The organism is Bacillus sp. FJAT-28004, assembly GCF_001280845.1.
Lineage (GTDB): Bacteria > Bacillota > Bacilli > Paenibacillales > Paenibacillaceae > Pristimantibacillus.
Genome location: NZ_LGHP01000001.1, coordinates 800,621 through 826,183, shown reverse-complemented (window position 1 = coordinate 826,183; position 25,563 = coordinate 800,621). Strand labels below are relative to the sequence as shown.

24 protein-coding genes and 2 riboswitches are annotated in these 25,563 nt (G+C 45.1%); of the genes, 9 read left to right on the top strand and 15 right to left on the bottom strand.

Going from position 1 to position 25,563, the window contains the following annotated elements; translation table 11 throughout:
• Positions 1-3 precede the first annotated feature (3 nt).
• Positions 4-921 (bottom strand): homoserine O-acetyltransferase MetA, encoded by a 918-nt coding sequence (gene metA, locus AC787_RS03490; protein WP_054023517.1) that lies wholly within the window; start codon positions 919-921, stop codon positions 4-6.
• 100 nt (positions 922-1,021) lie between these two features.
• A riboswitch (SAM riboswitch) is annotated at positions 1,022-1,130 on the bottom strand.
• 308 nt (positions 1,131-1,438) lie between these two features.
• On the opposite strand from metA, the gene corA reads away from it, so the two are divergent.
• The 5 genes from corA to AC787_RS03465 all read left to right on the top strand — a co-directional run bounded on the left by corA (position 1,439) and on the right by AC787_RS03465 (position 5,739).
• On the top strand, positions 1,439-2,374 hold the full coding sequence (gene corA, locus AC787_RS03485; protein ID WP_054023516.1) for a magnesium/cobalt transporter CorA: 936 nt from the start codon (positions 1,439-1,441) through the stop codon (positions 2,372-2,374).
• A gap of 148 nt (positions 2,375-2,522) precedes the next feature.
• Complete coding sequence (locus AC787_RS03480; RefSeq protein ID WP_054023515.1) at positions 2,523-3,425, top strand: LysR family transcriptional regulator; 903 nt, start codon at positions 2,523-2,525, stop codon at positions 3,423-3,425.
• Positions 3,426-3,469: 44 nt separating this feature from the next.
• A complete protein-coding gene (locus AC787_RS03475; RefSeq protein ID WP_054023514.1) occupies positions 3,470-4,279 on the top strand; it encodes a histidinol-phosphatase in 810 nt (269 codons plus the stop codon).
• Positions 4,280-4,441: 162 nt separating this feature from the next.
• Positions 4,442-5,287 (top strand): DMT family transporter, encoded by an 846-nt coding sequence (locus tag AC787_RS03470; RefSeq protein WP_054023513.1) that lies wholly within the window; start codon positions 4,442-4,444, stop codon positions 5,285-5,287.
• Between the two features lie 143 nt (positions 5,288-5,430).
• Positions 5,431-5,739 (top strand): winged helix-turn-helix transcriptional regulator, encoded by a 309-nt coding sequence (locus AC787_RS03465; RefSeq protein WP_054023512.1) that lies wholly within the window; start codon positions 5,431-5,433, stop codon positions 5,737-5,739.
• 160 nt (positions 5,740-5,899) lie between these two features.
• Here AC787_RS03465 and sdhB read toward each other — a convergent pair whose 3' ends face one another.
• Genes sdhB through AC787_RS03450 form a run of 3 tightly spaced genes read right to left on the bottom strand, consistent with a single transcriptional unit; the run spans position 5,900 to position 9,120 of the window.
• A complete protein-coding gene (sdhB, locus tag AC787_RS03460) occupies positions 5,900-6,664 on the bottom strand; it encodes a succinate dehydrogenase iron-sulfur subunit (protein WP_054023511.1) in 765 nt (254 codons plus the stop codon).
• A gap of 2 nt (positions 6,665-6,666) precedes the next feature.
• Positions 6,667-8,424, bottom strand: a complete 1,758-nt coding sequence (sdhA, locus tag AC787_RS03455) for a succinate dehydrogenase flavoprotein subunit (protein WP_054023510.1) — start codon at positions 8,422-8,424, stop codon at positions 6,667-6,669.
• 24 nt (positions 8,425-8,448) lie between these two features.
• A complete protein-coding gene (locus tag AC787_RS03450) occupies positions 8,449-9,120 on the bottom strand; it encodes a succinate dehydrogenase cytochrome b558 subunit (protein WP_054023509.1) in 672 nt (223 codons plus the stop codon).
• Positions 9,121-9,424: 304 nt separating this feature from the next.
• On the opposite strand from AC787_RS03450, the gene AC787_RS03445 reads away from it, so the two are divergent.
• The gene (locus tag AC787_RS03445; RefSeq protein WP_054023508.1) at positions 9,425-10,333 is read left to right on the top strand and encodes a LysR family transcriptional regulator; all 909 of its coding nucleotides are present in this window, start codon (positions 9,425-9,427) and stop codon (positions 10,331-10,333) included.
• Between the two features lie 101 nt (positions 10,334-10,434).
• On the opposite strand, the gene AC787_RS03440 is transcribed toward AC787_RS03445, so the two are convergent.
• Both AC787_RS03440 and AC787_RS03435 read right to left on the bottom strand, forming a co-directional pair.
• Complete coding sequence (locus AC787_RS03440) at positions 10,435-11,097, bottom strand: potassium channel family protein (RefSeq protein ID WP_054026877.1); 663 nt, start codon at positions 11,095-11,097, stop codon at positions 10,435-10,437.
• A gap of 18 nt (positions 11,098-11,115) precedes the next feature.
• Positions 11,116-12,456 (bottom strand): TrkH family potassium uptake protein, encoded by a 1,341-nt coding sequence (locus tag AC787_RS03435; protein WP_054023507.1) that lies wholly within the window; start codon positions 12,454-12,456, stop codon positions 11,116-11,118.
• A gap of 90 nt (positions 12,457-12,546) precedes the next feature.
• Positions 12,547-12,751, bottom strand: a riboswitch (cyclic di-AMP (ydaO/yuaA leader).
• Positions 12,752-12,996: 245 nt separating this feature from the next.
• Here AC787_RS03435 and AC787_RS03430 point away from each other — a divergent pair.
• Positions 12,997-14,628: a CPBP family intramembrane glutamic endopeptidase gene (locus tag AC787_RS03430; RefSeq protein WP_054023506.1), complete on the top strand. Its 1,632-nt coding sequence runs from the start codon at positions 12,997-12,999 to the stop codon at positions 14,626-14,628.
• On the opposite strand, the gene uvrC is transcribed toward AC787_RS03430, so the two are convergent.
• Positions 14,594-16,498, bottom strand: coding sequence for an excinuclease ABC subunit UvrC (gene uvrC / locus AC787_RS03425; protein WP_054023505.1), 1,905 nt, complete (start codon positions 16,496-16,498; stop codon positions 14,594-14,596). The genes AC787_RS03430 and uvrC overlap by 35 nt on opposite strands.
• Before the next feature lie 207 nt (positions 16,499-16,705).
• Here uvrC and AC787_RS33625 point away from each other — a divergent pair, with 207 nt between their 5' ends.
• Positions 16,706-16,852 carry a YqzM family protein gene (locus AC787_RS33625; protein ID WP_152970574.1) on the top strand — a complete coding sequence of 49 codons (147 nt, stop codon included), beginning with the start codon at positions 16,706-16,708 and terminating at the stop codon, positions 16,850-16,852.
• Between the two features lie 57 nt (positions 16,853-16,909).
• On the opposite strand, the gene AC787_RS03420 is transcribed toward AC787_RS33625, so the two are convergent.
• The 8 genes from AC787_RS03420 to AC787_RS03385 form a co-directional block, all read right to left on the bottom strand.
• Entirely contained in the window at positions 16,910-17,839 is a 930-nt protein-coding gene (locus AC787_RS03420) for a patatin-like phospholipase family protein (RefSeq protein WP_054023504.1), read from the bottom strand.
• Between the two features lie 242 nt (positions 17,840-18,081).
• Complete coding sequence (locus AC787_RS03415) at positions 18,082-18,324, bottom strand: YezD family protein (protein ID WP_054023503.1); 243 nt, start codon at positions 18,322-18,324, stop codon at positions 18,082-18,084.
• A gap of 25 nt (positions 18,325-18,349) precedes the next feature.
• Positions 18,350-19,234, bottom strand: a complete 885-nt coding sequence (gene cysW, locus AC787_RS03410) for a sulfate ABC transporter permease subunit CysW (RefSeq protein ID WP_054023502.1) — start codon at positions 19,232-19,234, stop codon at positions 18,350-18,352.
• Positions 19,235-19,251: 17 nt separating this feature from the next.
• Positions 19,252-20,085: a sulfate ABC transporter permease subunit CysT gene (cysT, locus tag AC787_RS03405; RefSeq protein WP_054023501.1), complete on the bottom strand. Its 834-nt coding sequence runs from the start codon at positions 20,083-20,085 to the stop codon at positions 19,252-19,254.
• Positions 20,086-20,119: 34 nt separating this feature from the next.
• Positions 20,120-21,220 carry a sulfate ABC transporter substrate-binding protein gene (locus tag AC787_RS03400; RefSeq protein WP_054023500.1) on the bottom strand — a complete coding sequence of 367 codons (1,101 nt, stop codon included), beginning with the start codon at positions 21,218-21,220 and terminating at the stop codon, positions 20,120-20,122.
• A 385-nt stretch (positions 21,221-21,605) separates the two neighbouring features.
• Positions 21,606-22,562, bottom strand: a complete 957-nt coding sequence (dnaI, locus tag AC787_RS03395) for a primosomal protein DnaI (RefSeq protein WP_054026876.1) — start codon at positions 22,560-22,562, stop codon at positions 21,606-21,608.
• A gap of 21 nt (positions 22,563-22,583) precedes the next feature.
• Positions 22,584-24,116 carry a helicase DnaB gene (locus tag AC787_RS03390; RefSeq protein WP_054023499.1) on the bottom strand — a complete coding sequence of 511 codons (1,533 nt, stop codon included), beginning with the start codon at positions 24,114-24,116 and terminating at the stop codon, positions 22,584-22,586.
• A 203-nt stretch (positions 24,117-24,319) separates the two neighbouring features.
• Positions 24,320-24,610, bottom strand: coding sequence for a YuiB family protein (locus AC787_RS03385; protein ID WP_054023498.1), 291 nt, complete (start codon positions 24,608-24,610; stop codon positions 24,320-24,322).
• A gap of 164 nt (positions 24,611-24,774) precedes the next feature.
• Here AC787_RS03385 and hemQ point away from each other — a divergent pair, with 164 nt between their 5' ends.
• Positions 24,775-25,521 carry a hydrogen peroxide-dependent heme synthase gene (hemQ, locus tag AC787_RS03380; protein WP_054023497.1) on the top strand — a complete coding sequence of 249 codons (747 nt, stop codon included), beginning with the start codon at positions 24,775-24,777 and terminating at the stop codon, positions 25,519-25,521.
• Positions 25,522-25,563: the final 42 nt, after the last annotated feature.

The following is a 25,563-nucleotide window of genomic DNA, read 5'->3' as shown; positions in this document are numbered from 1 at the left end:
GTTTTAAATGCCTCCACCCAAATCATACGGTGTTTGCTGATAAACATAATAATTTAGCCAGTTCGAGAATAACAGGTTTGCGTGCGCACGCCAGGTTGACAGCGGCGGATTTGCCGGGTTATCACCTGGGTAATAATTTTTCGGTACATCTATTTGGAACCCTTTGGCTTGATCCCGATCATATTCATATTTAAGTGAAGTTGGATCATATTCAGAATGACCTGTAACAAAAATTTGTCTGCCATCTTTAGATGCCACAATGTATACGCCTGAATCAGCTGATTCCGATAAAATATCAAGCGACTCAACGGAGTCGATGTCCTCGCGGCGTACCTCGGTATGACGAGACTGCGGCACAAAAAACATTTCATCAAAGCCTCTTAGCAGATTAACATTTCGTTTTTCAATCGTATGTGGAAACACACCGAACATTTTGCTGTCCAAACTGTATTTCGGAACATTAAAGTGATGATAGAGCCCAGCTTGTGCAGCCCAACAGATATGGAAAGTTGAAGTTACGCGTCTAGCGCTCCAATCCATAATCTCCTTCAGCTCTTCCCAGTAGTTTACATCCTCGAAAGGCATATGCTCTACTGGCGCGCCTGTAATGATGAGCCCGTCATAATATTCATCCGATATCTCATCGAATGTTTTATAGAAAGATTCCAGATGATCGGCTGAAGTGTTTTTGGATGTATGTGTTCTAGGATGCAGCAGCACTACTTCGACTTGTAACGGCGTATTGCCAATAAGTCTAAGCAGCTGCGTTTCGGTTGTTTCCTTGGTTGGCATTAAGTTCAAAATCGCGATTCTTAGCGGCCTAATATCCTGATGGTAGGCAACGCTCTCATCCATGACGAAAATGTTCTCGTTGTTTAAAACTTCTTTAGCCGGTAAGTTGTCTGGCACTTTGATTGGCATAAGTTTCACTCCTCTTGAGGCAGATTGACCGCATGAACATGAAAAAGACCCTTTCTGCTGTGAGAAAAGGTCGTATGCTCAGTAAATAAGCCATCCGCCTCTCTCATCTCTCAGAAACATTAAAGTTTCCGCAAGAATTAGCACCGTGCGTTTACACGCCGGTTGCCGGGCTTCATCGGGCTAGTCCCTCCGCCTGCTCTTGATAAGAAAGTAGTCTATTCAATTTTCCGCGGTTATATTTCACCTTCACTTTAATGCATTCTGTCAATCGCGTCAAGATGCTCTATTCATATCCTTGACATTTTGATGAAAAAAAACGATTGTTTTTAGGCTTGAATGTAAAGCTGACGCGGGAGTATACTAAACAAGAATTATTTCATTTATTTGACTAATAAAGGGGTGCATAAGGACATGGAAGGCGACCAACCGAAGCCTGAAAACTATCGAATACGGTTACTGCCGGCCAGGTCCGATTCAGCCGGCAGTTTCCTCTGAAGAAAGAAAGGAGTGACTCCGGATGAAAATCCGTCTTGTTAGCAATGGCATGTTTACTACTATTGAAGATATTAACGAAACACTTATTCCCGCAAAAGAAGGATTTTACTGGATCGACGCTGATGTGGAGGATCTTGCTGTTTTGCAGCCGCTGTTCAGCATGCATGACCTTGCAGTTGAGGATTGTCTCAGTGAAGAGGAGCAGCGTCCTAAGATTGAAATTTACGAAAGCCATTACTTTATCGTAATCAACAGTATACGATTCGATGATGAAGAGATATTCTTAAGAGCACTGAACATTTTTCTCGGCCGCCACTTTATTATTACGGTTACCAAACAAAAAATTAACGAGCTTCGTTCACTAAAACCGGTACTCTGGGAACAAGAGGTCAGCCGGCCCGATTATTTCTTGTATCATCTCGTCGACATTGTTGTCGATAACTACTTCCTTGTTGGCGACCGTATCGACACCCGCATCGAAGCGCTTGAAGAAGATATATTAATGCATACCAAAAAATCACATTTGAACGAAATCATCGGGCTGCGCGGTGAAATTTTGTGGCTCAAAAAGGTGCTCGGTCCACAGCGCGACGTCATTGCAACGCTTAACAAAAAAGATTTGAAGCTCATTGACGATCAACTTCAAAAATATTTTAGCGATATATACGAGAACGCCTTAAAAATTGCCGAGTCCTTCGATACGTACCGCGATCTAATGGGGAACTTACGTGAAGCTTATCAGTCCAGCGTATCTAACCGTGCCAATGAAATCATGCGTGTATTTACAGCAATTACGACTATTTTCATGCCACTCACCTTTATAACCGGCATCTATGGAATGAATTTTGATTTCATACCAGGTCTTCACCTTCGATTAGGATCGTACATTTTACTTGGCATCATGCTGCTGCTCGGCATTAGCATGTTTTACATTTTCCGCAAGAAGGAATGGCTCTAGAGACCTGCGCCATATTAATTACAGTGCTGCACTCGTACGGGCAATTGATGCCTTACGAGCTGCAGCCTTTTTTGCTGTAACGGCCACTATACTTTATAATAGTAAAATATGCATTTGAGCATTCTGTACCTATGAAAGGGGGATTGACGTGAATATTAGTCAGCTTGAAACACTCCTTACGATATCCAAAACGATGAGTTTCAGGAAGGCCGGCGAATTGCTGAATCTCACTCAGCCTGCCGTATCGGCACAAATTAAAAGTCTCGAGGATGAATTCAAGACGATCCTCATTAACCGTAATCAGCCGGTTACATTAACGGAACACGGTCAAGTTTTTTTGGAGCATGCGGAGCAAGTTCTTTCGATTGTGGAGCAATTAAAGCAGAAGCTTTCCGATATGAATCTAACGCCACAAGGCCATATATTACTCGGAACTACCGCATCGATCGCCATTCAGATTTTACCGCGCGTGCTTTCTTATTTTCATAACCAATTTCCTTTAATTAAAACAACGATTCATTCCATGCCCTCATCCCAAGTTATGGCCAGTGTCGAGAACGGGTCAGTTGATATAGGGATTACATATCTCACTGAAAAAAATCCGAACGTTTCCTCTTCCGTCCTTTATTACGATACGTTTGAGCTCGTTGTTCCTCCTTCCCATCCAATGAGCAGGTTGACGCATACGACAGTTGACACGCTCAAGGACATTCCAATGATTATGCTTGCTCCTGATACGCTTGGCCGGAAATTTGTCGATCAAATATTTCGCAAATACAATATTCAACCCAATATCGTCATGGAGGTTTCCAGCAGCGAGGAAGTGAAGCGTATGGTTGAAATTAATCTAGGTGCCGCAGTCGTTTCAAAACTTGCAATAGCAAACGAGCTCCGACTGGGTACACTAAAGATGATAAAGGTCAACGAACTTGAGATGAGTCATCCTGTCGGAGTGGTCTATAAATCAGGACGTTACATCAGCACGGCAATGCAGCAATTTTTGAGTGACTTAAAAGGTATGCCTGAACATCAATTCATCAGCAGCGAATAGTCGATAAGAAGCATCCAACAGACAATCAACTAGGAGAGATAAAAATGAAATTCGATTTACATACTCATCATTTCAGATGCGGTCATGCCGATGGCAATATTGAAGATTATATTATTGCTGGCCTGAAAGCAGGTCTTCAAGTTATCGGCATCTCGGATCATTCCCCTTACTTCTATCATGAGAATGATCAGCCTTCGCCGGGTATTGCAATGGCAAGAAGCGATTTCACCAATTATGTTAATGAAGTATTGCGTTTAAAGGAGAAATACGCGGGCAAAATCGAGGTCATGCTTGGAGTAGAATCGGATTTTTTCCCTAATCATCTGGACAGTTACAAAAAAGCATATGAAGGCGTGCCCTTCGATTATATCATCGGTTCCGTGCATCAAGTTGGCGATGTCAGTATATTCAATCGCAATCGCTGGAAAAACTTAAATGAGCAGCAGCATATTGAAGTGAAACAAAGCTACTACGATCTTATCAAGCAATCTGCACGCAGCGGCATGTTTGATATTTTGGGACATATCGATGCGATGAAGGGCTATTACCCTGCTTTCTCTGACATTCCTGCGAATAAGGATATTGACGGTGCGTTGCAGACGATTGCCGAGTGCGGCGTTTCCATAGAGATTAATACATCGGGAAGCACCAAAGATGTTGGCGGATGGTATCCAGCGGATGCAATTCTGGAGCGTGCACTTCATTTCGGCGTAAATGTAACCTTCGGTTCGGATGCGCATTTGCCGAGCAGAGTCGGCGATGAATTTGAGCTTGTTCAAAAAAGACTGAAGGAAATTGGCTTCTCACAGTGGGTTTATTATCGTAAGCGCCAGCAGGTTATTGTACCGATATAAGCGTTCGAGAAATAATGCAGACAAAAAAAAGTGGACCTGCACGTCGCAGGTCCTAAAGGATATATTAAAAGGGGGTCTTGTTTATTATAATAGCCCACTAATGTAATGAGACGATAACAGAACTATTTCATTTGTGTAACAAATTTGAGGGGTTGAAAATCGATGTGGCTCATTACGGCCATCAGCAGCGCAATTTTATTTGGACTAGCGGGCTGGTGGATGAAAGTATCACAAATGCGTGGCGGCTCTACAAGAACGCTTCTGCTCGGACTGTATGCTTCCGGAACCCTCGGCTTCGGCGTGCATGCAGCGCTCGAAGGAACTTTTTCCTTTCTTGCAAATCCGAAGTTGTGGATAGCTGGCATCATTATTGGAGCAGGCTCCGCATGGGGAAACGCTTTGTTTATGAAAGCACTGCATTATGGTCCTGCCAGCCTGACCTCTCCTCTAACGAATATGAACATCATATTGGTTATCGCATTGGCAACCTTGTGGTATAACGAACCGCTTAGCGCCACTGAGGCTATCGGTATTACGCTGCTTTTGCTTGCCGTAATCTTTATTGCTCATAGAAGGAAAGAACCTCTCACGATTACAGAAAAGCGATGGTTCGTTCTCGTCTTTTTGGCGGTTGTGCTATTTGCGCTGCGAAATGGCGGATTAAAAGTAACCGATGAATTAGGACTTCCTAGCGCCCCAATTCTATTTATTGCATACGCTCTCTCCTTATGCTGGTTTCTCATTCCTGTCAAAACAACGGCTGCACGTTCTGCTAAGCGGACTGGGCTTTGGCTCGGGATTATAGCCGGTCTGTTTTCATATGGAGGATTACAGCTGTATGCGATTGCGATTGCTACTGGTCAAGCGAATCTGGCTGCTCCTATCTTCGCAACGAACAGTCTCGTTGTAGCAGCTGGCGCTATTATTTTTTATAAAGAGAAGTTAACGATTGTACAATGGACAGCCTTTGCTTGTACCATTCTCGGGTTGATCGTTATTCGGCTGTGAGGAGCGATAACTTTTTCTGTTTTTTTCTAACTTTTGTATAGTAAATATACTTTTTGTATATATAATCGCATTCCCAGTGAAATTAACTTACTTTTAGTTTGTTCATATGGTACAATAGTTTTACAAAAAGCGGGGTGATACGGTTGGATTATTCGACAATGTGCCCAAAGTATGAAGCCGCAGCCGACATTTTAGGCAAGAAGTGGACTGGCAGAATTATTCGGGTATTGCTTGGAGGACCAAAAAGGTTCAAAGAGATTAAAGAACAAATTCCCGAAATGAGCGACAAAATGCTAACGGACCGGATGAAAGAGCTAGAAACATTAACGATTATTAAACGTCAGGTTTATCCTGAAATGCCAGTACGTATTGAATATGAGCTAACCGACAAAGGCCGGGGGCTCGAACCAGTCATTGAGACCATTCAAACTTGGGGCGAGCAATGGATGTAAGATAAGAAACCGCTTAGGCGGTTTTTTTATTGTATTCTCTTACCCTAACAGAATTGACAAAGGATTATTTATCTACTATCATTGATAATAATAATCAATATCATAATAGGCAAAAGAAAAACCCCCGATTAGATCGAGGGTCTCCCATTAAGCAATTGCTCTACATACCAAGCCATTTTTTGAATAAATGTTTGGTCGTATCTTTATTGATTGCTGCGATTGAAGTCGTAAGCGGAATGCCCTTCGGACATGCGCGAACACAGTTTTGCGAGTTACCGCAGCCTTCGATGCCGCCGTCTGTCATCAATGCATCCAGACGTTCCTCTTTGTTCATCTCACCCGTTGGATGAGCATTAAACAAGCGAACCTGTGAGATTGCAGCAGGACCGATAAAGCTGTTCCGATCATTTACGTTCGGACATGCTTCAAGGCAAACGCCGCAAGTCATACATTTGGAGAGCTCATAAGCCCATTGACGCTTCGTTTCTGCCATCCGCGGACCAGGGCCCAGATCGTACGTACCATCAATTGGAATCCATGCCTTAACGCGTTTCAGAGCGCCAAACATACGCTCACGGTTAATGACAAGGTCACGAACAACCGGGAATGTTCTCATTGGTTCAAGACGAATCGGTTGCTCCAGCTTATCGATCAGAGCGCTGCACGCTTGACGAGGCTTGCCGTTAATGACCATCGAGCATGCGCCGCATACTTCTTCCAAGCAATTGGAATCCCAGCATACAGGAGCCGTGCTGCCGCCATCTGCCTTTTTCGGATTACGTTGAATTTCCATCAAACCGCTAATGACGTTCATGTTAGCGCGGTATGGAATTTCAAACTCTTCTGTATAAGGTTTGGAATCAGGAGTATCTTGGCGTGTGATGATAAACTTAACCGATTTTGTAGCTACAGTCGTTTCAGCCATCATTATTCTCCTTTCTTCTTGTCGCTCGAGTAATCACGTTTACGTGGCTTGATCAAGCTTACGTCGATATCCTCGTAAGAAATTTGTGGACCTTCCTTCGTCCATTTCGCAATCGTCGATTTCATGAAATGCTCGTCGTCGCGTTCTTGGAAGTCTGGTTTATAATGCGCACCGCGGCTTTCGTTGCGCAGCAATGCGCCTAGCGTCATCGCTTCGGACAGCTCAAGCATGTTCCAAAGCTGACGAGTAAATGCCACGCCTGCATTGTTCCATTGCGCTGTATCGTTAATATTGATATTTGCATAACGCTGCTTCAGCTCTTTGATCTTGTGGATCGTCTGCTCAAGCTTGTCATTAAAGCGTACAACTGTCATATTGTTCGTCATCCATTCGCCTAGCTCTTTGTGAATGACATATGCATTTTCAGTGCCTTTCATATTAACGATGCTGTTGTACTTGTCCGTCTGACGCTTGTTCTCGCGATCAAATACGGAGGAAGCAACATCTTCAGCTGATTTCTTCAAGCCTTTGATATACTCAACAGCTTTTGGTCCAGCCACCATACCACCGTATATAGCCGATAGCAAGGAGTTCGCGCCTAGACGATTGGCACCATGGTATTGATACTCGCACTCACCAGCTGCAAACAGACCAGGAATGTTCGTCATTTGATTGTAATCAACCCACATGCCGCCCATCGAATAGTGAACCGCTGGGAAGATTTTCATCGGGATTTTCCGTGGATCGTCGCCCATGAATTTCTCATAGATTTCAATGATACCGCCGAGCTTAACATCAAGCTCCTTCGGATCTTTATGAGACAAATCAAGATAAACCATGTTTTCTTGATTGATACCAAGTTTCTGATCTACGCACACGCTGAAAATTTCACGCGTCGCAATATCACGAGGCACAAGGTTTCCGTAAGCTGGATATTTTTCCTCAAGGAAGTACCAAGGCTTACCGTCTTTATAAGTCCAAATCCGACCGCCTTCGCCGCGCGCTGATTCCGACATCAAGCGAAGCTTATCATCGCCTGGAATAGCCGTTGGGTGAATTTGAATGAACTCGCCGTTCGCGTAGTTAACACCCTGCTGGTAAACTGCGCTGGCAGCTGTGCCTGTGTTAATAACAGAGTTCGTTGTTTTTCCGAAAATAATGCCGGGACCGCCTGATGCAAGTATAACCGCATCTGCACGAACCGTGTGTACTTCCATCGAGCGCAAATCCTGCGCCGAAACGCCGCGGCAAATGCCGTCATCGTCAACAACAGCGCCAAGGAATTCCCAGTGCTCATATTTGTTAACTAGTCCTGCTGCTTCCCACCGGCGTACTTGCTCATCCAGTGCATATAGAAGCTGCTGTCCTGTCGTTGCACCCGCGAATGCTGTACGAGAATGCTTCGTGCCGCCGAAACGACGGAAATCAAGCAAACCTTCAGATGTACGGCTGAACATAACGCCCATCCGGTCCATAAGGTGAATGATGCCTGGAGCAGCATCACACATCGCTTTAACTGGCGGTTGGTTGGCGAGGAAATCTCCGCCGTATACGGTATCGTCAAAATGCTCCCATGGAGAATCGCCTTCTCCTTTTGTATTAACAGCGCCGTTGATGCCGCCCTGTGCACATACTGAGTGGGAACGTTTGACCGGTACTAGTGAAAACAGATCAACGTGAACGCCAGCTTCTGCTGCTTTAATGGTAGCCATCAAGCCCGCAAGACCGCCGCCTACGATGATAATTTTATTTTTAGCCATAACGTTTCGCTCCTTGTCTACAAACTAACCGATATTCGTAAGTGCCAATGCAGCACTTGCAGCTTCTTGGAATTGATCTCCGCTAAACGCGATAAGCGAAAGGATAAACAATGCTGATACGATTACAAAAACGCCCATGCAAATAAAAGAAGAGATGCGTTGAGCTTTCGGGCCGATCGTAATGCCCCAGCTGATCAGAAACGCCCATAAGCCGTTGCTGAAGTGGAAAACAGCTGCTAAAACACCAATAACATAAAGTACGAAGTAAGTAGGGTTGTTGGCAATTTGATTCATCGTTGATCCCAGCTCTTCATGCGTGATGTTGCCGAGATAAACTTGAATCCGAGTTTGGAATACGTGCCAGAATACGAATACAAAGGTGATTACCCCTGTTATACGCTGTGCGGTAAACGCCCAGTTCCGGCCGTATTTAAAACGTCCCGTATTTGTGTTCGATTGGTAAGCGACATACAAGCCGTAAATACCATGAAACAATAGCGGAAGGTAAATACCGAAGATCTCGAGTAGCGGCAGCACGGGCAAGCTGTTAATGAGATGTACGCCTTTGTCAAAGCCTTCAGGCCCGCGTTCAAACGCCTGGTAGTTAGTCAGACCATGCACGACGATAAATCCGCCGAGTGGAATGATCCCGAGAAGCGAGTGAAGCTTCCGCGAGAAATACGAATTTCCTTTCATGTCATTCCTTCTCCTTTCAAAACTGTGAGTGCTAGCATGCTTTTTTCAAAAATATAAGAATGTATCGGATTTCCCTTTATACATTGCTTATATTTCAGCGCAAACGAAGTGCTGCGCAGCCAAAGGTTGTCAACAGCTGTTTACGCTTGGCAAATCATTCTACATTGTAACCCCAGCATGTATGTCCGTCAACAAAACTCGACACATATTAGCCACACTTCCCATCCTACTCCTTTTAAGCTTATAATGGAATTGCTTATTTTTTATAATTTCTTATAACAAAATGACATAAGGGGTTTCATTCATGAATGAAGAGATGCATGTCTTCACCGTTATTGTCGAACAGTCCAGTATGAACAAGGCGTCCGCGCTGCTAAATCTTTCTCAGCCTGCACTCTCTCGCAAAATAGCTAAGCTAGAGCAGGACCTAGGTTCTCCTTTGTTTCATCGGATCGGAAAGCGGCTGGAACTCACACGAATTGGGCAATTAACCTACGAATATGCCCTAGAGCTTCGACAGCTTCATCGCAAATATTTGCAAACCGTCTCTGAGTTCACGTCGGCCGGACATACGACCTTAACGATCGGCGCAAGTTTAACGACGCTTCAAACCACATTGCCCGACCTCATTCAAAGCTTAACGTCCACCCATCCGGAGATAGACATTAAAGCGATTACCGGCAAAACACATGAAATCGTTTCTCTAGTACGCGACCATAAAGCTGATATTGGCATCGTCGCCTCGAGTATTGAGGATTCCACGCTGCGGTGCATTCCTCTATTCGAAGATCATTTATCGCTGATCGTGCCTCGCAATCAGGTTATTACTGATAAAGGAACACTTGGTATACAAGATTTGACTGGAATGCCGATGATCTTGTTTTCAAAAGGTACTTGGTACCGGTTGCTGACAGACGAGCTTTTTGACAAGTACCATCTTCAACCGGATGTACGAATGGAAATTGACTCGTTTGAAGCTATATTGCGTTTGCTGCATACGTGTAGAGCTGCGACGCTCCTGCCTCAATCGTATATGCGCAATCAACTGCTTGAAGACAACGAACTTATCGTTATTCCGATTCGTGAATTAGAGGATACCAAGCGCACCACATCGCTCATTCATGCGGATTCAGCCGCTCTAAGTCCAGCGGTTCGTCTATGGATTAATGAACTCGCAGCAGGTTTCCCCAGCAAAAAGGACAGCAGCTTCTAATACAGCTGCTGTCCTTCAGCATTTCCAATATTACACTTCCAAATCCATACCTGTCTAATCTGGAGTTTCCAACTGTGAGCTGCTCCCACTTAATAGAAGGACTAACGTATGACCGTTGCCTCAAAGTCTTCAATTTGCTCATTTGTTCCTATAATAACCATGACATCCCGCAAAGAAAGTACATCCGTTGCTGTCGGAGCGATGATGATGCCATTCGGCTTGTTTATTGCAACAATACTGCACCCAAATCTGGCGCGTGGATTAAGATCATGCAGCGACTTGCCATCCAAGCATTGCGGAACGGCAAGTTCAGCTATCGTGTACTCCTTAGAAAGCTCAATATAATCAAGCAGGTTCGGTGAAACGAGCTGATGAGCAACCCGGATTCCCATATCGCGCTCTGGATAAACAACACGGTCTACACCGATTTTCTCAAGCACCCGACCATGCAATTCCGTCATAGCTTTCGCAACAACTTGCTTCACATCCAAATCCTTAAGCAGTATGGTCGTCAAAATGCTGGATTGAATATCGTCGCCAATGGCAACAACGCCGCAATCAAAGTTGCGCACGCCAAGCGAACGCAGCGTTTCTTCATCTGTACAATCGGCAGATACGGCATAAGTAAGGATGCCGCTCATGTCCTGAACAGCTTCCTCATCCTTATCTATTCCAAGCACCTCATGACCGAGCTGGATGAGTTCTCGCCCTAAGCTCGAACCAAATCTCCCTAAGCCGATGATTACAAATTGTTTCTTTTTTATTCCCACTTACAAAATCTCCTATCCAATCGTAATTTTGCCTTCAGGATGCCGATAGAGTTCTTTTTCTGTGCGAGGCCCAAGCGCGTAAGCGAGCGTCAAGGGGCCAAGCCTTCCGGCAAACATGGTTAAAGCAATGACTATTTTTCCAACGATGCTCAGTTCTGGCGTAACGCCAACGGATAACCCAACCGTTCCAAATGCTGATGTTGCTTCAAACAACAGCTTTATAAAGGCTTGATCCTCCGTCATCGACAAGATCATCGTAACGATAATGACAAGCGCTAATGAAATCAAAGTAATCGTGAGTGCTTTAAATATCCTATCTTTGCCTAACCTGTATCGAAAAAGCACAATGTCTTCTCGTCCTCTAATCATTGCAATAACAGCACCGATTAATGTCGTGAACGTCGTTGTCTTGATCCCGCCGCCAGTTGATCCAGGGGATGCACCGATAAACATTAATATGATCGTGAAGAACATCGTCGCTTGCCGTATCGCTGTGTAATCTAGCGTATTGGCTCCCGCTGTCCGCGGCGTCACCGACTGAAAGAATGAGGACAAAATTTTACCGCCCCAGTCTAACGAGCCGAGCGTTTTTGAATTCGAAAATTCAAAAATAAATATGACGATCGTTCCCACAGCAATCAATGTCCCCGTCATCGATAGAACAACCTTACTGTGCAGCGAAAGCTTTCGGTTTTTGCGATACTCCATCAAGTCAGACATAACGACAAAACCTAACCCGCCGGATATGATCAGCATCATTGCTGTAATATTGACGATGGGGTCGGATACATATAAGGTCAGACTGCGGTAATTTCCAAAAATATCAAAACCAGCGTTGTTGAATAATGAAATGGCATGGAATACTCCGAAATAAGCAGCTTTGCCCAGCGGCATATCGAATGCAAACCGTGAAGCAAACAACGTTGCTCCAACCAGCTCTATCGTTAATGAATAAACGATAACTCGCCTAATCAGACGCACGATACCTTCCATACTCGACTGATTCATCGCCTCTTGCAGCAATAGCCGCTCACGCAACGAAATCCTCTTGCGAAGTACGAGCGCTACCAGAGTTGCCATTGTCATAAATCCAAGTCCACCGAGCTGGAACAAACACATCAATATAATTTGACCCCATACGGAGAAATAAGTTCCGGTATCCACGACAACTAGACCTGTTACACAGGTTGCCGAAGTCGCTGTAAATAGTGCATCTATAAAAGGCAATCTTTCACCGCTTACCGATGCAAAAGGCATGGATAATAATAAGGCTCCCAGCAATATAATAAGTGCAAACCCACTTACCAAAATACGCGGAGGTGACCACTTCAAAACATTCCAATCTACCTTCATCCAGTTCCCTTCTTTTTGATTATGTCATGTTGTCAATTATTGTTTTTAAGCATAAAAAAAAGCACTGGAAACTCAAGTGCTCGTGCGATGAGTCCTGTTCCAATACGCCTTCGAGGTTAGCTGACGGATTCGGGCCTGGACAGGCAGCCCTATTCAGCGGCAGAAGTTGATGCTTCACCGCTAAAATTCACCCCATGCCGCCCAATGTTGAACTGCTCTGCTTCCAGCGTATTCATCCATTTGGACAACTTTATGGTTCCCCCGATTTCCTTAGGAAATTCGGCTATGCTATGCAATTAGTATGACGTTAACGATTATAATCCCAAAGCACTCCCGATATAAAGCTGACGTTTACGACAAACTGGACGATATTAGCCCAAAAAAGGGCAATGGGACAAAGCAGCATATAGATAGCTTGCTGGACATCGTTATTTCGCACTTTTTTGAAAACAAACGATCATTTTCATTGGATAAATCAGGGATTTATATGTTAAGGTAATGAAATGAGCTATTTATTATAAAGACAGTTGAGGTGAACCTATGATTGATTCTATTAAACCCAATGAATGGAAACGTTTTATATGGGCAGCAGTTGCTTGCTTTGTTATTTATGCAGCCGTTCAAATTGGTCCGATGATTGCAGCTATCGCATCCGGCGAAATGAACACCAAGGTCATTGAGAAATCAGTGGCAGCCGATGCGGCATCTGCATTTGTAGAGAAAGAAACAGGCCTGAAAGTAAAATCCGCAAAAGCGGTACATCAAACCGATAAAATCATGAACGGCTACTTATCCAAACATGAATTGATCAAAACTTATACGGATAAATATGATGCTAATTTTCCTACAGATACGTTTCAAGTCGATCTGAAATTCATAGGTGGCGGCAGCGGATTTGTGTACGTACATATGCAAAGCGGGAATATTGTAGCGTGGAACTTAAAGATTGACGGGCAACAGCTGTCAGATGATGATAAGTCAAAAGCAGCGATAACATTTCTAACCAATAAGAAAATAAGCAGCATTGATTTCAAGGAAAATCTCATTTTGCCAAACGGCGATTGGCATGCTGGCAACCCGACAGCAGCTTATACCATTGATGAAGCGAAGTTAACCATCGATGTAAATGCTCTTATCGTGAATGATCAAACGATCATTTCCAAATATAAACCTGCTTTTATTGCTCCATCTGACTATATTAGTTATGTAAAGAAACAGGATAAAATAGCTGGATACCTTACCTCTATCGGTTATCTGCTCATGAGCTTCGTTTTATTCGTCTTAGCCATTATTTACGCGGTGTTGTATCGAAAACATACTTCCTTCAAATTCGGAATCGTGTTGACCATCGTTTATTTAATCACTTACACCATCATGAATCTGAACGTACTGGATGGTATCCGGGCTACACTCGGAGAGACTGAAATGGCAGGCGCGACAGTTTCAGTAACAGCCATTATTAGTGTTCTGCTTGCTATTCCAATGGCCGGTTCCATATATATATCCATCATTGCGGGAGACGGCCTTTGGAAGGCTCAAGGGCGCGCATTATGGCCGCGGTTTGGACAAAAGGGATATGGCGACTATGTATGGCGCAGCGTAGGCTTGTCGTACTTATTCGCAATCATTTTGTTTGCTATTCAATCGGTTATCTTTATCGCCTTAAAATTATCCATCGGCACATGGGAAACCTCAGACGTTTCCCAGTCTCCGTATAACATGGGCATTCTATGGCTGATGCCAGTGCTGGCTTGGGCTGCCGCAATTGGCGAAGAAGCCGTATTCCGCTTTTTCGGCATCGGACTATTTCGCAAATGGTTCAAAAATACGTTTGCCGCAGCACTGCTGCCAACCTTCTTCTGGGCGCTCGGCCACGTGATGTATCCATTTTATCCGTCCACAACAAGATTGTTTGAGCTGATGATTATCGGGCTATTGTTCAGCTTTATATTCGTCAGATACGGCTTCATTACAGCGATGTTTACCCATGCGATCTTTAACAGCGTAGCGGTCGGCTTATCCTTGCTGACCATTGGAACCGCGCCGAATATTATCTCAGCCATCTTTTTCTCCGTGCTGCCGGTGCTGATTGCATTTGTTATTAAATATTTAAGTCACAAAAAAGAGAAGAAGCCGTCTATGACGACGACTCCTCCCCTAGAGCAGCTATAATTTGCGCAGCTAATTTATCTCCAATAGATAGAGGCCGAAAGTCTTCGACTGAGGCCTCTTTTATTTTTTTGATCGAGCCAAAATGCTTGAGCAGCAGCTTGCGGCGCTTCTCGCCGATACCCGGAATCGAATCAAGCTTCGACTCAACCATGGACTTGGCGCGCTGCTCGCGGTGGAATGTAATCGCAAAACGATGCACCTCATCTTGAATGCGCTGCAGCAAATAAAACTCTTGGCTATCCCTTGGCAAAGGAACAATTTCCGCAGGATCTCCTGTCATAAGCTGCGCCGTCTTGTGCTTCGCATCCTTCACAAGACCGCATACAGGAATATACAAACCAAGCTCATTCTCAAGCACGTCTAGCGCTGCTGATATTTGCCCTTTGCCTCCATCGACCACGATCAGATCTGGAGGTGCCAAATCTTCCTTCACCACACGCTCATAGCGACGCCGTATAACCTCGCGCATCGTTTCGTAATCATCCGGACCTTGTACTGTTTTCACCTTGTATTTGCGGTATTCTTTGCGGTCTGGCTTACCATCTGTAAATACGACCATTGCCGAAACTGGATTCGTACCTTGAATATTTGAGTTATCAAACGCTTCAATTCGGCGTACTTCACCCAGTCCAAGCCAGCCGGCAAGCGACTCTGCCGCTTTAACGCTCCGTTCCTCATCCCGCTCAATAAGTCTGAATTTCTCATCCAGCATCACCTTCGCGTTATCTATAGCCATCGTCACGACCTCGCTCTTGCGTCCGCGCTGCGGCATGAGCACCTTTACCTTCAGCCAGCTATGCAAGGATGCAATAACATCGTCAGCGTGCGTAGAAGCTGTCTCGTCGACTATTGCCACCCCATCTACTGTTTCTGCAGCCTCTAACTCTGGCGGCACTGGCAGCAGTATTTGCTTAGGCAATGCCGGATTATCGCTGTAATACTGCGTCACGAATGTCATGAAATCATCATACGCTTCCCCGTAATAAGGAAATGTCGTGCCATGCCGTTCAATAAGCTTGCCTTGGCGCATATACAATATTTGAACGCACATCCAGCCCTTATCTACCGCAAAACCAAAAATATCACGGTCAAGCGCATCCGACATTGTAATCTTCTGCTTCTCCATAACAGCATCGATAGCAATTAGCTGATCCCGAAACTCCTTCGCACGCTCAAATTCAAGCTTCTCGGCAGCTTCCTCCATCTTGCGCTGCAGCTCATTTTTCACGACATCTTGACCGCCGTTAAGAAACTTTGAAATTTCTTGAATCATCCGATCGTATTCCGTCTGCTGTACATCAAATTCACATGGCGCAATACATTGTCCAAGATGATAATATAAGCACACCTTATCCGGGAGTGTCTTGCATTTGCGCAGCGGATAAAGCCGATCGAGAAGTTTCTTCGTTTGCTGAGCCGCATAAGCATTCGGATAAGGTCCGAAGTACTTGCCTTTGTCTTTAATGATGCGTCTAGTGACCTCGAGCTTCGGATGTTTCTCGTTCGTTATTTTTATATATGGGAATGTTTTATCATCCTTCAAAAGGACGTTATATCTCGGATGGTATTGTTTGATCAAGTTACATTCTAAAATGAGTGCCTCCATATTGCTTGAGGTTACAATGAATTCAAAATCGCGAATTTCTGATACGAGCCGCTGAGTCTTTCCATTGTGGCTGCCGTTAAAATAAGAACGCACTCGATTTTTGAGCACCTTCGCCTTACCTACATAAATGATGACACCTTCGCTGTTTTTCATGAGGTAACAGCCTGATTGATCCGGGAGCAAAGCTAGTTTGTTCCGTATCGTCTCTTTTGCCTCTGCAAGCTGCTGTTCTGCCTGCTCCCGATCCGTATGCTGATGATCCATGCTCTCGCCTCCGACTGCCAGATGATTCTGTACATATTTTATCATAACTCGACCATACTTTGTCTTACAATTGTCACCGCTTCTGACTTTACAACTGTTTGCCAGTTTGAGTATACTAATATAAGTTGAATAAACCGATACTACATAAAGACGACCGTATATTGGTTGTTACTTACGTAACGGTCTTTTTCAAGGAGGACGTCAACGATGGAAAATGTAAGAGACCCGCGCGAGCATTTTAACGAAGAGCCTCGCCATGACTTGATGGACGTCGTTTTCGGCTTTGGCGGCATGCTCGGTTTTATGACCGTCATTTTCGCTATTGCTGTAATCGTGAAATTCATCATTTCATAAGAAAAAGGAGCAGCTTGCTGCTCCTTTTTTTGTTGCCCATTATAGGTATGAACCTGTTTAATCACGTTTCTGAGAGATCCGAAATGCCTTAATGTATTCCTCATAATCCCAGTCGGCCAAAAACTTACGGGCGGCGTTTTGCCCGGAATGAAACAGCATATCCCGGTCTTCGGCGCCCAGGCCAAACTGTGTTGCACTTACCTTGCCTGTTGGGATAAAAACAGTCCGCCGTTCGGAATGGCTATCCACATGCCGCTGGTCATGGGCTTTAAGCATCGTCTGGAACATGGCGTGGAACATGGAGATGGGACCACGAATCTCATAAAAAGGGGTTTCCGTACGGTCCCCTAATAGCCGGAATCCAAACGTGGGCCAATTCGGAATCCCCTCTACGTCAAAGAGCCAGATCGGATAGTTGCTGAGTAGTCCCCCGTCAAGAATATAAAACGGTTTTCTTTTTAGCTTTGTCCGTAATCGGTAAGGCTGAAAGAAATAGGGAATCGTCGTACTCATTCTAACCGCGGCGGCAATCGGGAACTGGGAAGGCGAAATACCGTAGCGAGAGAGATCGTCCGGCAGAACCATCATCTTCCCGCTGCTGATATCGGAAGCAATGATTTTCAGCTTGCCCTCCGGCAAGTCCCCGAAGGTAGACACCCCTTTTCGGTTCAACCAGTACGTTAACCTCTCTTCCAATGGCGTGTTCAGATAGATTCCCGATCGAAAAAGAAGCGGAAGCGCTTTGCCGAGAATGGGTAATGAATGAACCCAGGTTCTCCCAAGCAAACGAGAATAATCGAGCTTATACATGATTTCGACCAATTCGCCTGCACTATACCCGCAGGCCAGAAGCGCAGCCACGACGGAACCGGCCGATGTTCCCGCCAAGCGTTCCCACTCGTATCCGCTCGCCTCCATTACCTGTATGGCGCCAATGAACGCAATTCCCCTTACTCCCCCGCCCTCAAACACGGCATCCGCTTTCATAGACGTCTCTCCTCCCAGCCCTTTAAGAGCCCAATGAGCGTTTGATGGGTCTATTAATCAATATTACTACTTTGATGAGTTCATGTATGGAGAGGGATGCTGCCCTTCCAATTCGGTTTTAGCTTCGCGTTATTCGCACCGCTGGGCTTATGAAATACTTTTCTTCCAGAATACAACAAACCCAATGCCTGCGCAGCATTGGGTTTGTTGCGAACTATTTTTTATCGTGTCCAATGGGAGGGCTACTGCACAATTCTAAGCGCTTCACCTGCAGATTGATTCTCCCGCTGCTTCGATTGCTGTTGAGACTCGGACGGAACCTGCTTCTTCTGAGAGGGACCATCATAACGCGTTCTTTCCGTCCGGTCGATCTGTACAATTTTTCCATCATGGACAGTAATCGTCACATGCCCATAATTAAGACCTGTTACTTGTTCGCTAATACGCTCCAGCCATTGCTCATCTAACTCTAGCGGTTTTGCCATTCGAAACCCCTCCGTTTGATTTGATTTATTCGACTTTCTCCACTGGCTTCTGCGCACCAGACTTCCACTCTACAATGCTCTTCACGATCATCGTTACGACCGCAAGCATGACAAGCAAAGATGCAACTGCGAATGACGCCGAAAATTGATATTCATTGTACAAAATCTCAATATGCAGCGGCAGCGTGTTCGTCTCGCCGCGGATATGGCCGGATACGACAGATACCGCACCGAATTCGCCCATTGCACGAGCATTACACAAAATAACGCCATATAATAGTCCCCACTTGATATTCGGCAGGGTAACCTTCCAAAAAATTTGCCAGCCTTTAGCTCCTAAACTTGCAGCCGCTTCCTCCTCTTGGACGCCCTGTGCCTGCATTAGCGGGATAAGCTCACGAGCGACAAAGGGAACCGTAACAAATACGGTTGCCAGCACGATTCCGGGAACAGCGAAAATAATTTGGATGCCCCGCTCATCCAGCCAAGGTCCAAAAAATCCTTGTGCTCCAAATAAAAGCACATAGATCAATCCAGAAATGACCGGCGATACGGCAAATGGCAAATCGATTAATGTAATCAAAATATTTTTACCGCGAAAACGAAATTTGCTGATTGCCCAGGCCGCAGCTATACCAAAAACCGTATTAACAGGAACAGCGATCAAGGCAACGATAAGCGTAAGCTTAAGCGCCGACAAAGCATCTGGCTCCGTAATAGAATCAATGTATACGCCTACGCCTTTTTTTAATGCTTCAACAAACACCGATACCAGCGGCAGCAATACAACTAATCCCAGAAATAACATGGCGATTACGATCAGAAGCCATCGAACGGGACCCGATTCTGTAATATGACGTGGGCGTTTGGAAGCTTCTCCATTAGTGTGAACCGTTATTGCTCCAGCCATTTGAATAAGCCCCCTCCTTAGTCTGACACTGTGCGGCGATTCATTCGCCACTGCAGTAAATTAATGACTAGCAGCATCAGGAAGGATACAACGAGCATTACGAGTGCAATGGCAGTAGCGCCAGCGTAATCATATTGCTCCAGCTTCGTCATGATGAGCAGTGGAGTTATTTCCGTTTTCAGCGGCATATTGCCCGAAATAAACACAACCGAGCCATATTCACCGATACCTCTAGCAAAAGCGAGTGCGAAACCCGTTAACAATGCCGGCAACAACTCAGGCAAGATTACTTTCCAAAAAGTTCGCAAGCGATATGCTCCAAGCATAACTGCCGCCTCTTCCGTTTCTTTCTCCATATCCTGAAGTACCGGCTGCACCGTACGAACTACAAACGGAAGCCCAATGAATATAAGGGCGATAGTAATGCCGATCGGGGAGTAAGCAACCTTAACGCCTAGCGGTTCGAGCAGCGAGCCAATCCAACCATTCGGGGCGTAAATTGCAGTCAACGCTATGCCAGCAACCGCTGTTGGCAAAGCGAATGGCAAATCGACTAAGCTGTCTATAATTTTTTTGCCTGGAAACTGATAACGAACGAGCACCCATGCGATTAGTAATCCGAATACAGCATTAACAAGTCCAGCGAAAAATGCTGTAAGGAAGCTGACTCGGTAAGAAGCAACGACACGTGCATTAGTAACTGTGTTCCAAAACTCGGACCAGCTGAGCTCTGCCGTTTTGAAAAAAACGGCAGTCAGCGGAATCAACACAATAATGCTTAAGTAAAACAAAGTGAACCCAAGCGATAAACCAAAACCCGGCAGTACGTTACGGGGCTTGGAACCTTTCATGTGAAGTCAGCTCCAATCTTGTTTATACCTTGCATTATGAACCTGGCGTGTAAATTTTGTCGAAAACTCCGCCGTCTGCAAAGTGTTTGGTTTGCGCTTCTTTCCAGCCGCCAAAATCTTTATCAATCGAAAGTAAATCAAGGGATTTGAACTGATCAGCATACTTCGCAGCAACAGTCTCGGAAATTGGACGGTAGTAGTTTTTAGCCGCAATTTCTTGGCCTTCTTCTGTATAGAGATATTTCAGGTAAGCTTCAGCTACTTCACGAGTTCCGCGCTCGTCAACCACTTTGTCAACAACAGCAACTGGTGGTTCAGCAAGGATGCTTAGGGAAGGATATACGATTTCAAATTTATCTGGACCAAGCTCATTAATGGATAGGAAAGCCTCATTCTCCCAAGCAAGCAATACATCGCCAATTCCACGTTCTACAAAAGTAGTCGTTGATCCGCGTGCACCGGAATCCAGTACAGGTACATGCTTGAATAATTGTGTAACAAACTCCTGTGCCTTCGCTTCATCATTTCCGTTTTGCTTGAGCGCATAGCCCCATGCCGCAAGGTAGTTCCAACGTGCTCCGCCAGACGTTTTAGGGTTTGGAGTAATGACTTCAACTTTATCCTTGATTAAATCGTTCCAATCCTTAATGCCCTTTGGGTTTCCTTTACGAACTAGAAATACGATTGTTGATGTGTAGGGTGCGCTATTGTGCTCAAACTTTGATTGCCAATCCGCTTTGATGAGTCCTGGTTCAACGATTGCATCGATGTCATAACCAAGTGCAAGCGTTACTACATCCGCTTTCAGGCCATCAATAACTGCGCGGCCTTGTTTACCGGAACCGCCATGTGATTGTTTAATGGTCACGTCTTGGCCCGTTTCAGCTTTCCAATGCTTCGAGAATGCTTCGTTAAATGCTACATAAAGCTCACGAGTAGGGTCGTAGGATACATTCAGAAGTTCAACCGGAGGTTTTGGTTTTTCAGTGGCCGGTGTATCTGTTGCCGCTGTCTCGTTAGCAGGCTTATTCGTTTCTTTGTTTGTTTTGTTGTTGCCGCCTTGACCGCAAGCAGCCAAAACCAGCACTAATGCCAATAGAATAACTGCGGAACGAACATGAGTAATTTTCTTCATCTTCTCATACACCCCTTTTTTTAATTAACAGGCTTGCAGAAACATTTATGATGGTTAATAACAGTAATTATGTTTCTCCTAATATAGGTGTTTACTCCGGTTCGTCCGGTCGGAAAACATTATTCCTACCTGCTTAGTTGGTTATGGAAGAATCTTACCAGTGCCCCCCACTTTCTGTCAATACTTAATTTCAAATAATTGATAAGTCCTATAAGAAAGCTTTATAAGAATGATGAACTAACCATCCAATCTAAAAACAACCCCTATACTGAATGCGCTTTCAACCATAGTGAGATAAAGCTTGGCACTGCTCAAATCCTCCATAAAAAAAGCTTTGGTTGGCGGATTCCTGATACAGGAATCCGCTAACCAAAGCTATGATCGATTACTTCTGTCCACGCTTGTTCTCACCAGTAACCATAATGACCTCTACGTAAGGCCGTATTCGGTCCATTATACGCTGCCCCTTATGCAGCTCATCGCCATCCTTGCTCGTGAAGCTGAAATGCCTCTCAAGCGCCTCCAGCTCGTAGTTGGAGGTGTAGAACGTTGGCTTGCGCTGCATCCGATAATTCAAGATCGCACCGAGCACATGATCACGGACCCAAGGGTTTAAGTTTTCTGCGCCCATATCATCAAAGATAAGCAGATCGGTTTCTTTCATCATCTCGACCGTTTCCTTGAGCTTGCCCGGCTCATGCATAAGCGTCTTCAGATCTTCCACAAAGTCAGGCATGTACACGATCACACCCGAATACCCAGCCTTCGCAAGCTCATGAAGTAAATAACACATCAGAAATGTCTTGCCCGTTCCGAAGCGGCCTGCCAAATACAAGCCTTCCTCCTGCAATCCATGCTCTTTTGTACGGTCGATATATTTCTGAACTTGTCCAACCGCCTTTGCGCGCTCAAGATCCCTCGTTATAATCTCAGCGGACGAGTATCCGCGCTGCAGCGCCTTCTCGTCTATGTAGAAGCTTCTAATCCGGCTTCTAATCTGATCCTCATTCTGACGAGCGTTAAATTTCTTGCATGCTACCTTACGGTCATATAACTGCGTTAGCCCATTCACCGTTTCAGAGCTAAGCAGAGTATAGTGTCCTTCGAAATCATTCGGACAATTATCTAAACCCGGGCAATTCGAGCAATTCCGGTATTCCGTAACATATTGATAAACCCGATTCAAATTAAGACGTATCGTCTGCTCATCCAAATCCGGATATTTAACCCGCAGCTTCTCTACAAGCGGTTCTGCAAGCAGCTCAGTCAGCTTATGCTCCGCCTTTTCCGTAAAAGTTTTGCCGGAGGGCCAAGCCTTCAGCAATTCGCCCATTGACTCCATCATCTGCTTACACCGCCTTTTTTATTTACCGTCTAATTTCCGAGCCAGCTTCAGCAGCTCTTCAAGCTCGTCGGCTGAAACTGCCGAGGTAGATTGATTTTCCTGTACAATTGGAATCGAAGGCTTGCGGGATGTTCCCCTGCTGTTGCCTCCGCTTCGAGAGCCGCCCTTCGAGCCGTTGAAGCCTCCGCCCGCGTAGCTGGTCGCAGCTTCCTTGCGGCGCTCCTTATCCTGCTCCACTTGGGCTTGTTCTCTCACATAAAGCACAGCCTTCTCAAATGTATCGATTTGTTTCACGAGCATGTTCGACGCCACAGCATCCAAAAAGGTTTTTGTCACACGCTGCGCATCGTTAGCACCTATAACATAATGAATGAGAACATTTATAACGGGGGCTGCTAATTTATAGTTGAGGTCAATGCGTTCAAATACACGTTCGATCCAATCCGGTACCGCGCCGGGGAAAAAGCGCTGAAGGAACCGTGTATGAGGCTCATTTCTCATTAGCATGTTATATTGCTGAACGTCACAGCGGCCACTAAGCTGATTCGGAACTTGCAAATAATGCTGTTCCTGTACCTCGAATTCCTCCGTCAAATCTTCTTGATCAACGGTTTCCTCATCTGCAATCACTTTCGTACGTGACAGCGCTCGCTCACGTTCGCCTTCCCGTTTCTTGTCCTGCCTATAAAACTGATTGGCACGCAGCTGAAGCTCGTCAACATTAAGCACGCCGCTCTCACCGAAAATACCATCCTCATCAAGCAGACGACAAATATCAACTACGGCCAGATTATATTTATAAGCTACGTAATTCACCTGAGATAGTTGTTCCTCATCGCTTCTCAGTCGCTCAACAAAGCGGCGGTTTGCGGAATTACGAGGAAAACGCAAAATAATTTCGCCATAGGGTATTCCTGCCGTTGCTTGTGCTGGCCTTACGGCTGATTGCCTTGATGGCGCAACCTCCGTCAGCGCTTGCTCAAGCTCATTATCTACGGATTGCATATTAAGCTTAAACAGCTCATAGAAAGGCACTGAAATATTTTCTTTCGTTAATTTCGCCCCTGCCAGCTCATCCGGTTCACTGGCACCAAATGACTCTCGAAGCGAGATTACCGCATATTTGCCGACCTTATCGCGCAGCAGCATCGTTAAATGCATATTGCGAAAAAATTCGACTGGCGACAACGGCTGCGACAGCTCATATTCATAAATAACATCGGCATTATCAGGGACGCCTAATCGTGACGTTTGCAGCAAACCAACAGCTTCCAGCTTCGATGCCTGCTCGATAAGATGCTTGCGTCCGCGCTCGTTCATCTCCAGCCCTAAACCAAGAAATAACTTGCGCTGCGGTTCAATAGAAGAGTATCCTGAGGTGCCTTCGGCAATACCATGATAAAGCTGCTGGTAAAATGCGACGGCAAATGCACCAATCATCGGCTGATAGATTAACGACAGCATTTTGTAGTCGAGGCTGCTTAGCGAAAAATCGCGAAAAATGTAATAACGGTGGTGTTCCGTGTACTGCAATATATTATTGATGCGCATAGCATCAGCTCCATCCTTAACTAACATTCTATCATTTTAACATAAAAACCGATGTTCAGGACGAGTCGAAAAATAGAAAAATCCCCCGAAGGAGGGATTTTTTTAAAATATAAGAAAGTATATTATTAGCTTCTGCTTATCTTATATTTCTTCGTCAAAGCTACTTCAGCATCCAGAGGACGCTGAAGGCGTTTTTGCTTGGCTTAAAACATTTTGTAGCCGCCCTTGCGAAGCGCTTGAATCGCCCATCCGCTAACGTATGCGCCGATTAGCGCTCCGATGACGGGTATGTAGTCGATGACTGTATAATGAGCAAAGTTTTCAATCGTCGTTGACGCTGATTGATCCCAAGGAGCCCAGATACCTAATACAAGTAATGCGATAATAAATAAATATATTGGGAACCACGTTGTTTTCAACAACATATTCAAAATAAATCCAATGCCGAACATCATAACTAAAAACAGCACGGTTGCAATAATTAATTGAAGCATCCAAACTTCCCCTTTCAGACTCTCGTTTATTAGTTTAATTAATGGAAAGATGGAAGTCAATTATATGCGGACAAATGTCACAAGACCGCCATTTGCTCAGTCTACCCTCATTACGATACAATGATTGCAGCATCATTATGGAGCTTGAAGGGAGCATTTATACTATGAGTGAAGCAGCACAAACATTAGAAGGCTGGTACGCGCTGCATGATTTCCGCAGTGTCGATTGGACCGCTTGGCGCTTAGCCGATGAAAGTGAACGCAGCCGCGCGCTGGACGAGCTGCAAACGTTTTTGCAGCAATGGACCACAGTGGAGGAAAATAAAGAAGGCAGTACAGCTGTTTATTCAATCGTTGGTCAAAAAGCAGACTTCGTATTCATGCATTTGCGTGAAACGTTAGAAGAGCTTAACGCGCTTGAAACAGCGTTCAACAAAACAACGTTCTCCAGCTTCACTTACCCGGTGCATTCGTATGTAAGTATAGTAGAACTGAGCAACTACATGGCACAACCTGGCTCTGATCCGATGCAAAACCCGGATATCATCGCTAGACTGAAGCCGACGTTGCCTAAAGCAAATCACCTTTGCTTCTATCCTATGAACAAACGCCGCGATGGACAAGACAACTGGTATATGCTCGCAATGGACGAGCGTAAAACGTTGATGCGCAGCCACGGCATGATCGGACGTCAATACGCAGGGAAAGTGAAACAAATCATTACTGGCTCTGTCGGTTTCGACAACTGGGAATGGGGCGTTACACTCTTCGCCGACGATGCGTTGCAATTCAAAAAGCTGATTTATGAAATGCGCTTCGATGAAGTAAGCGCACGTTACGCAGAGTTCGGCGATTTTTATGTCGGCAATTTCTTGAACAGCGAGAAATTCGAAACATTTCTTAAAATTTAGTTTTAAAAAAGCCTGAGCCTCTCATTCATGAGGCTTGGGCTT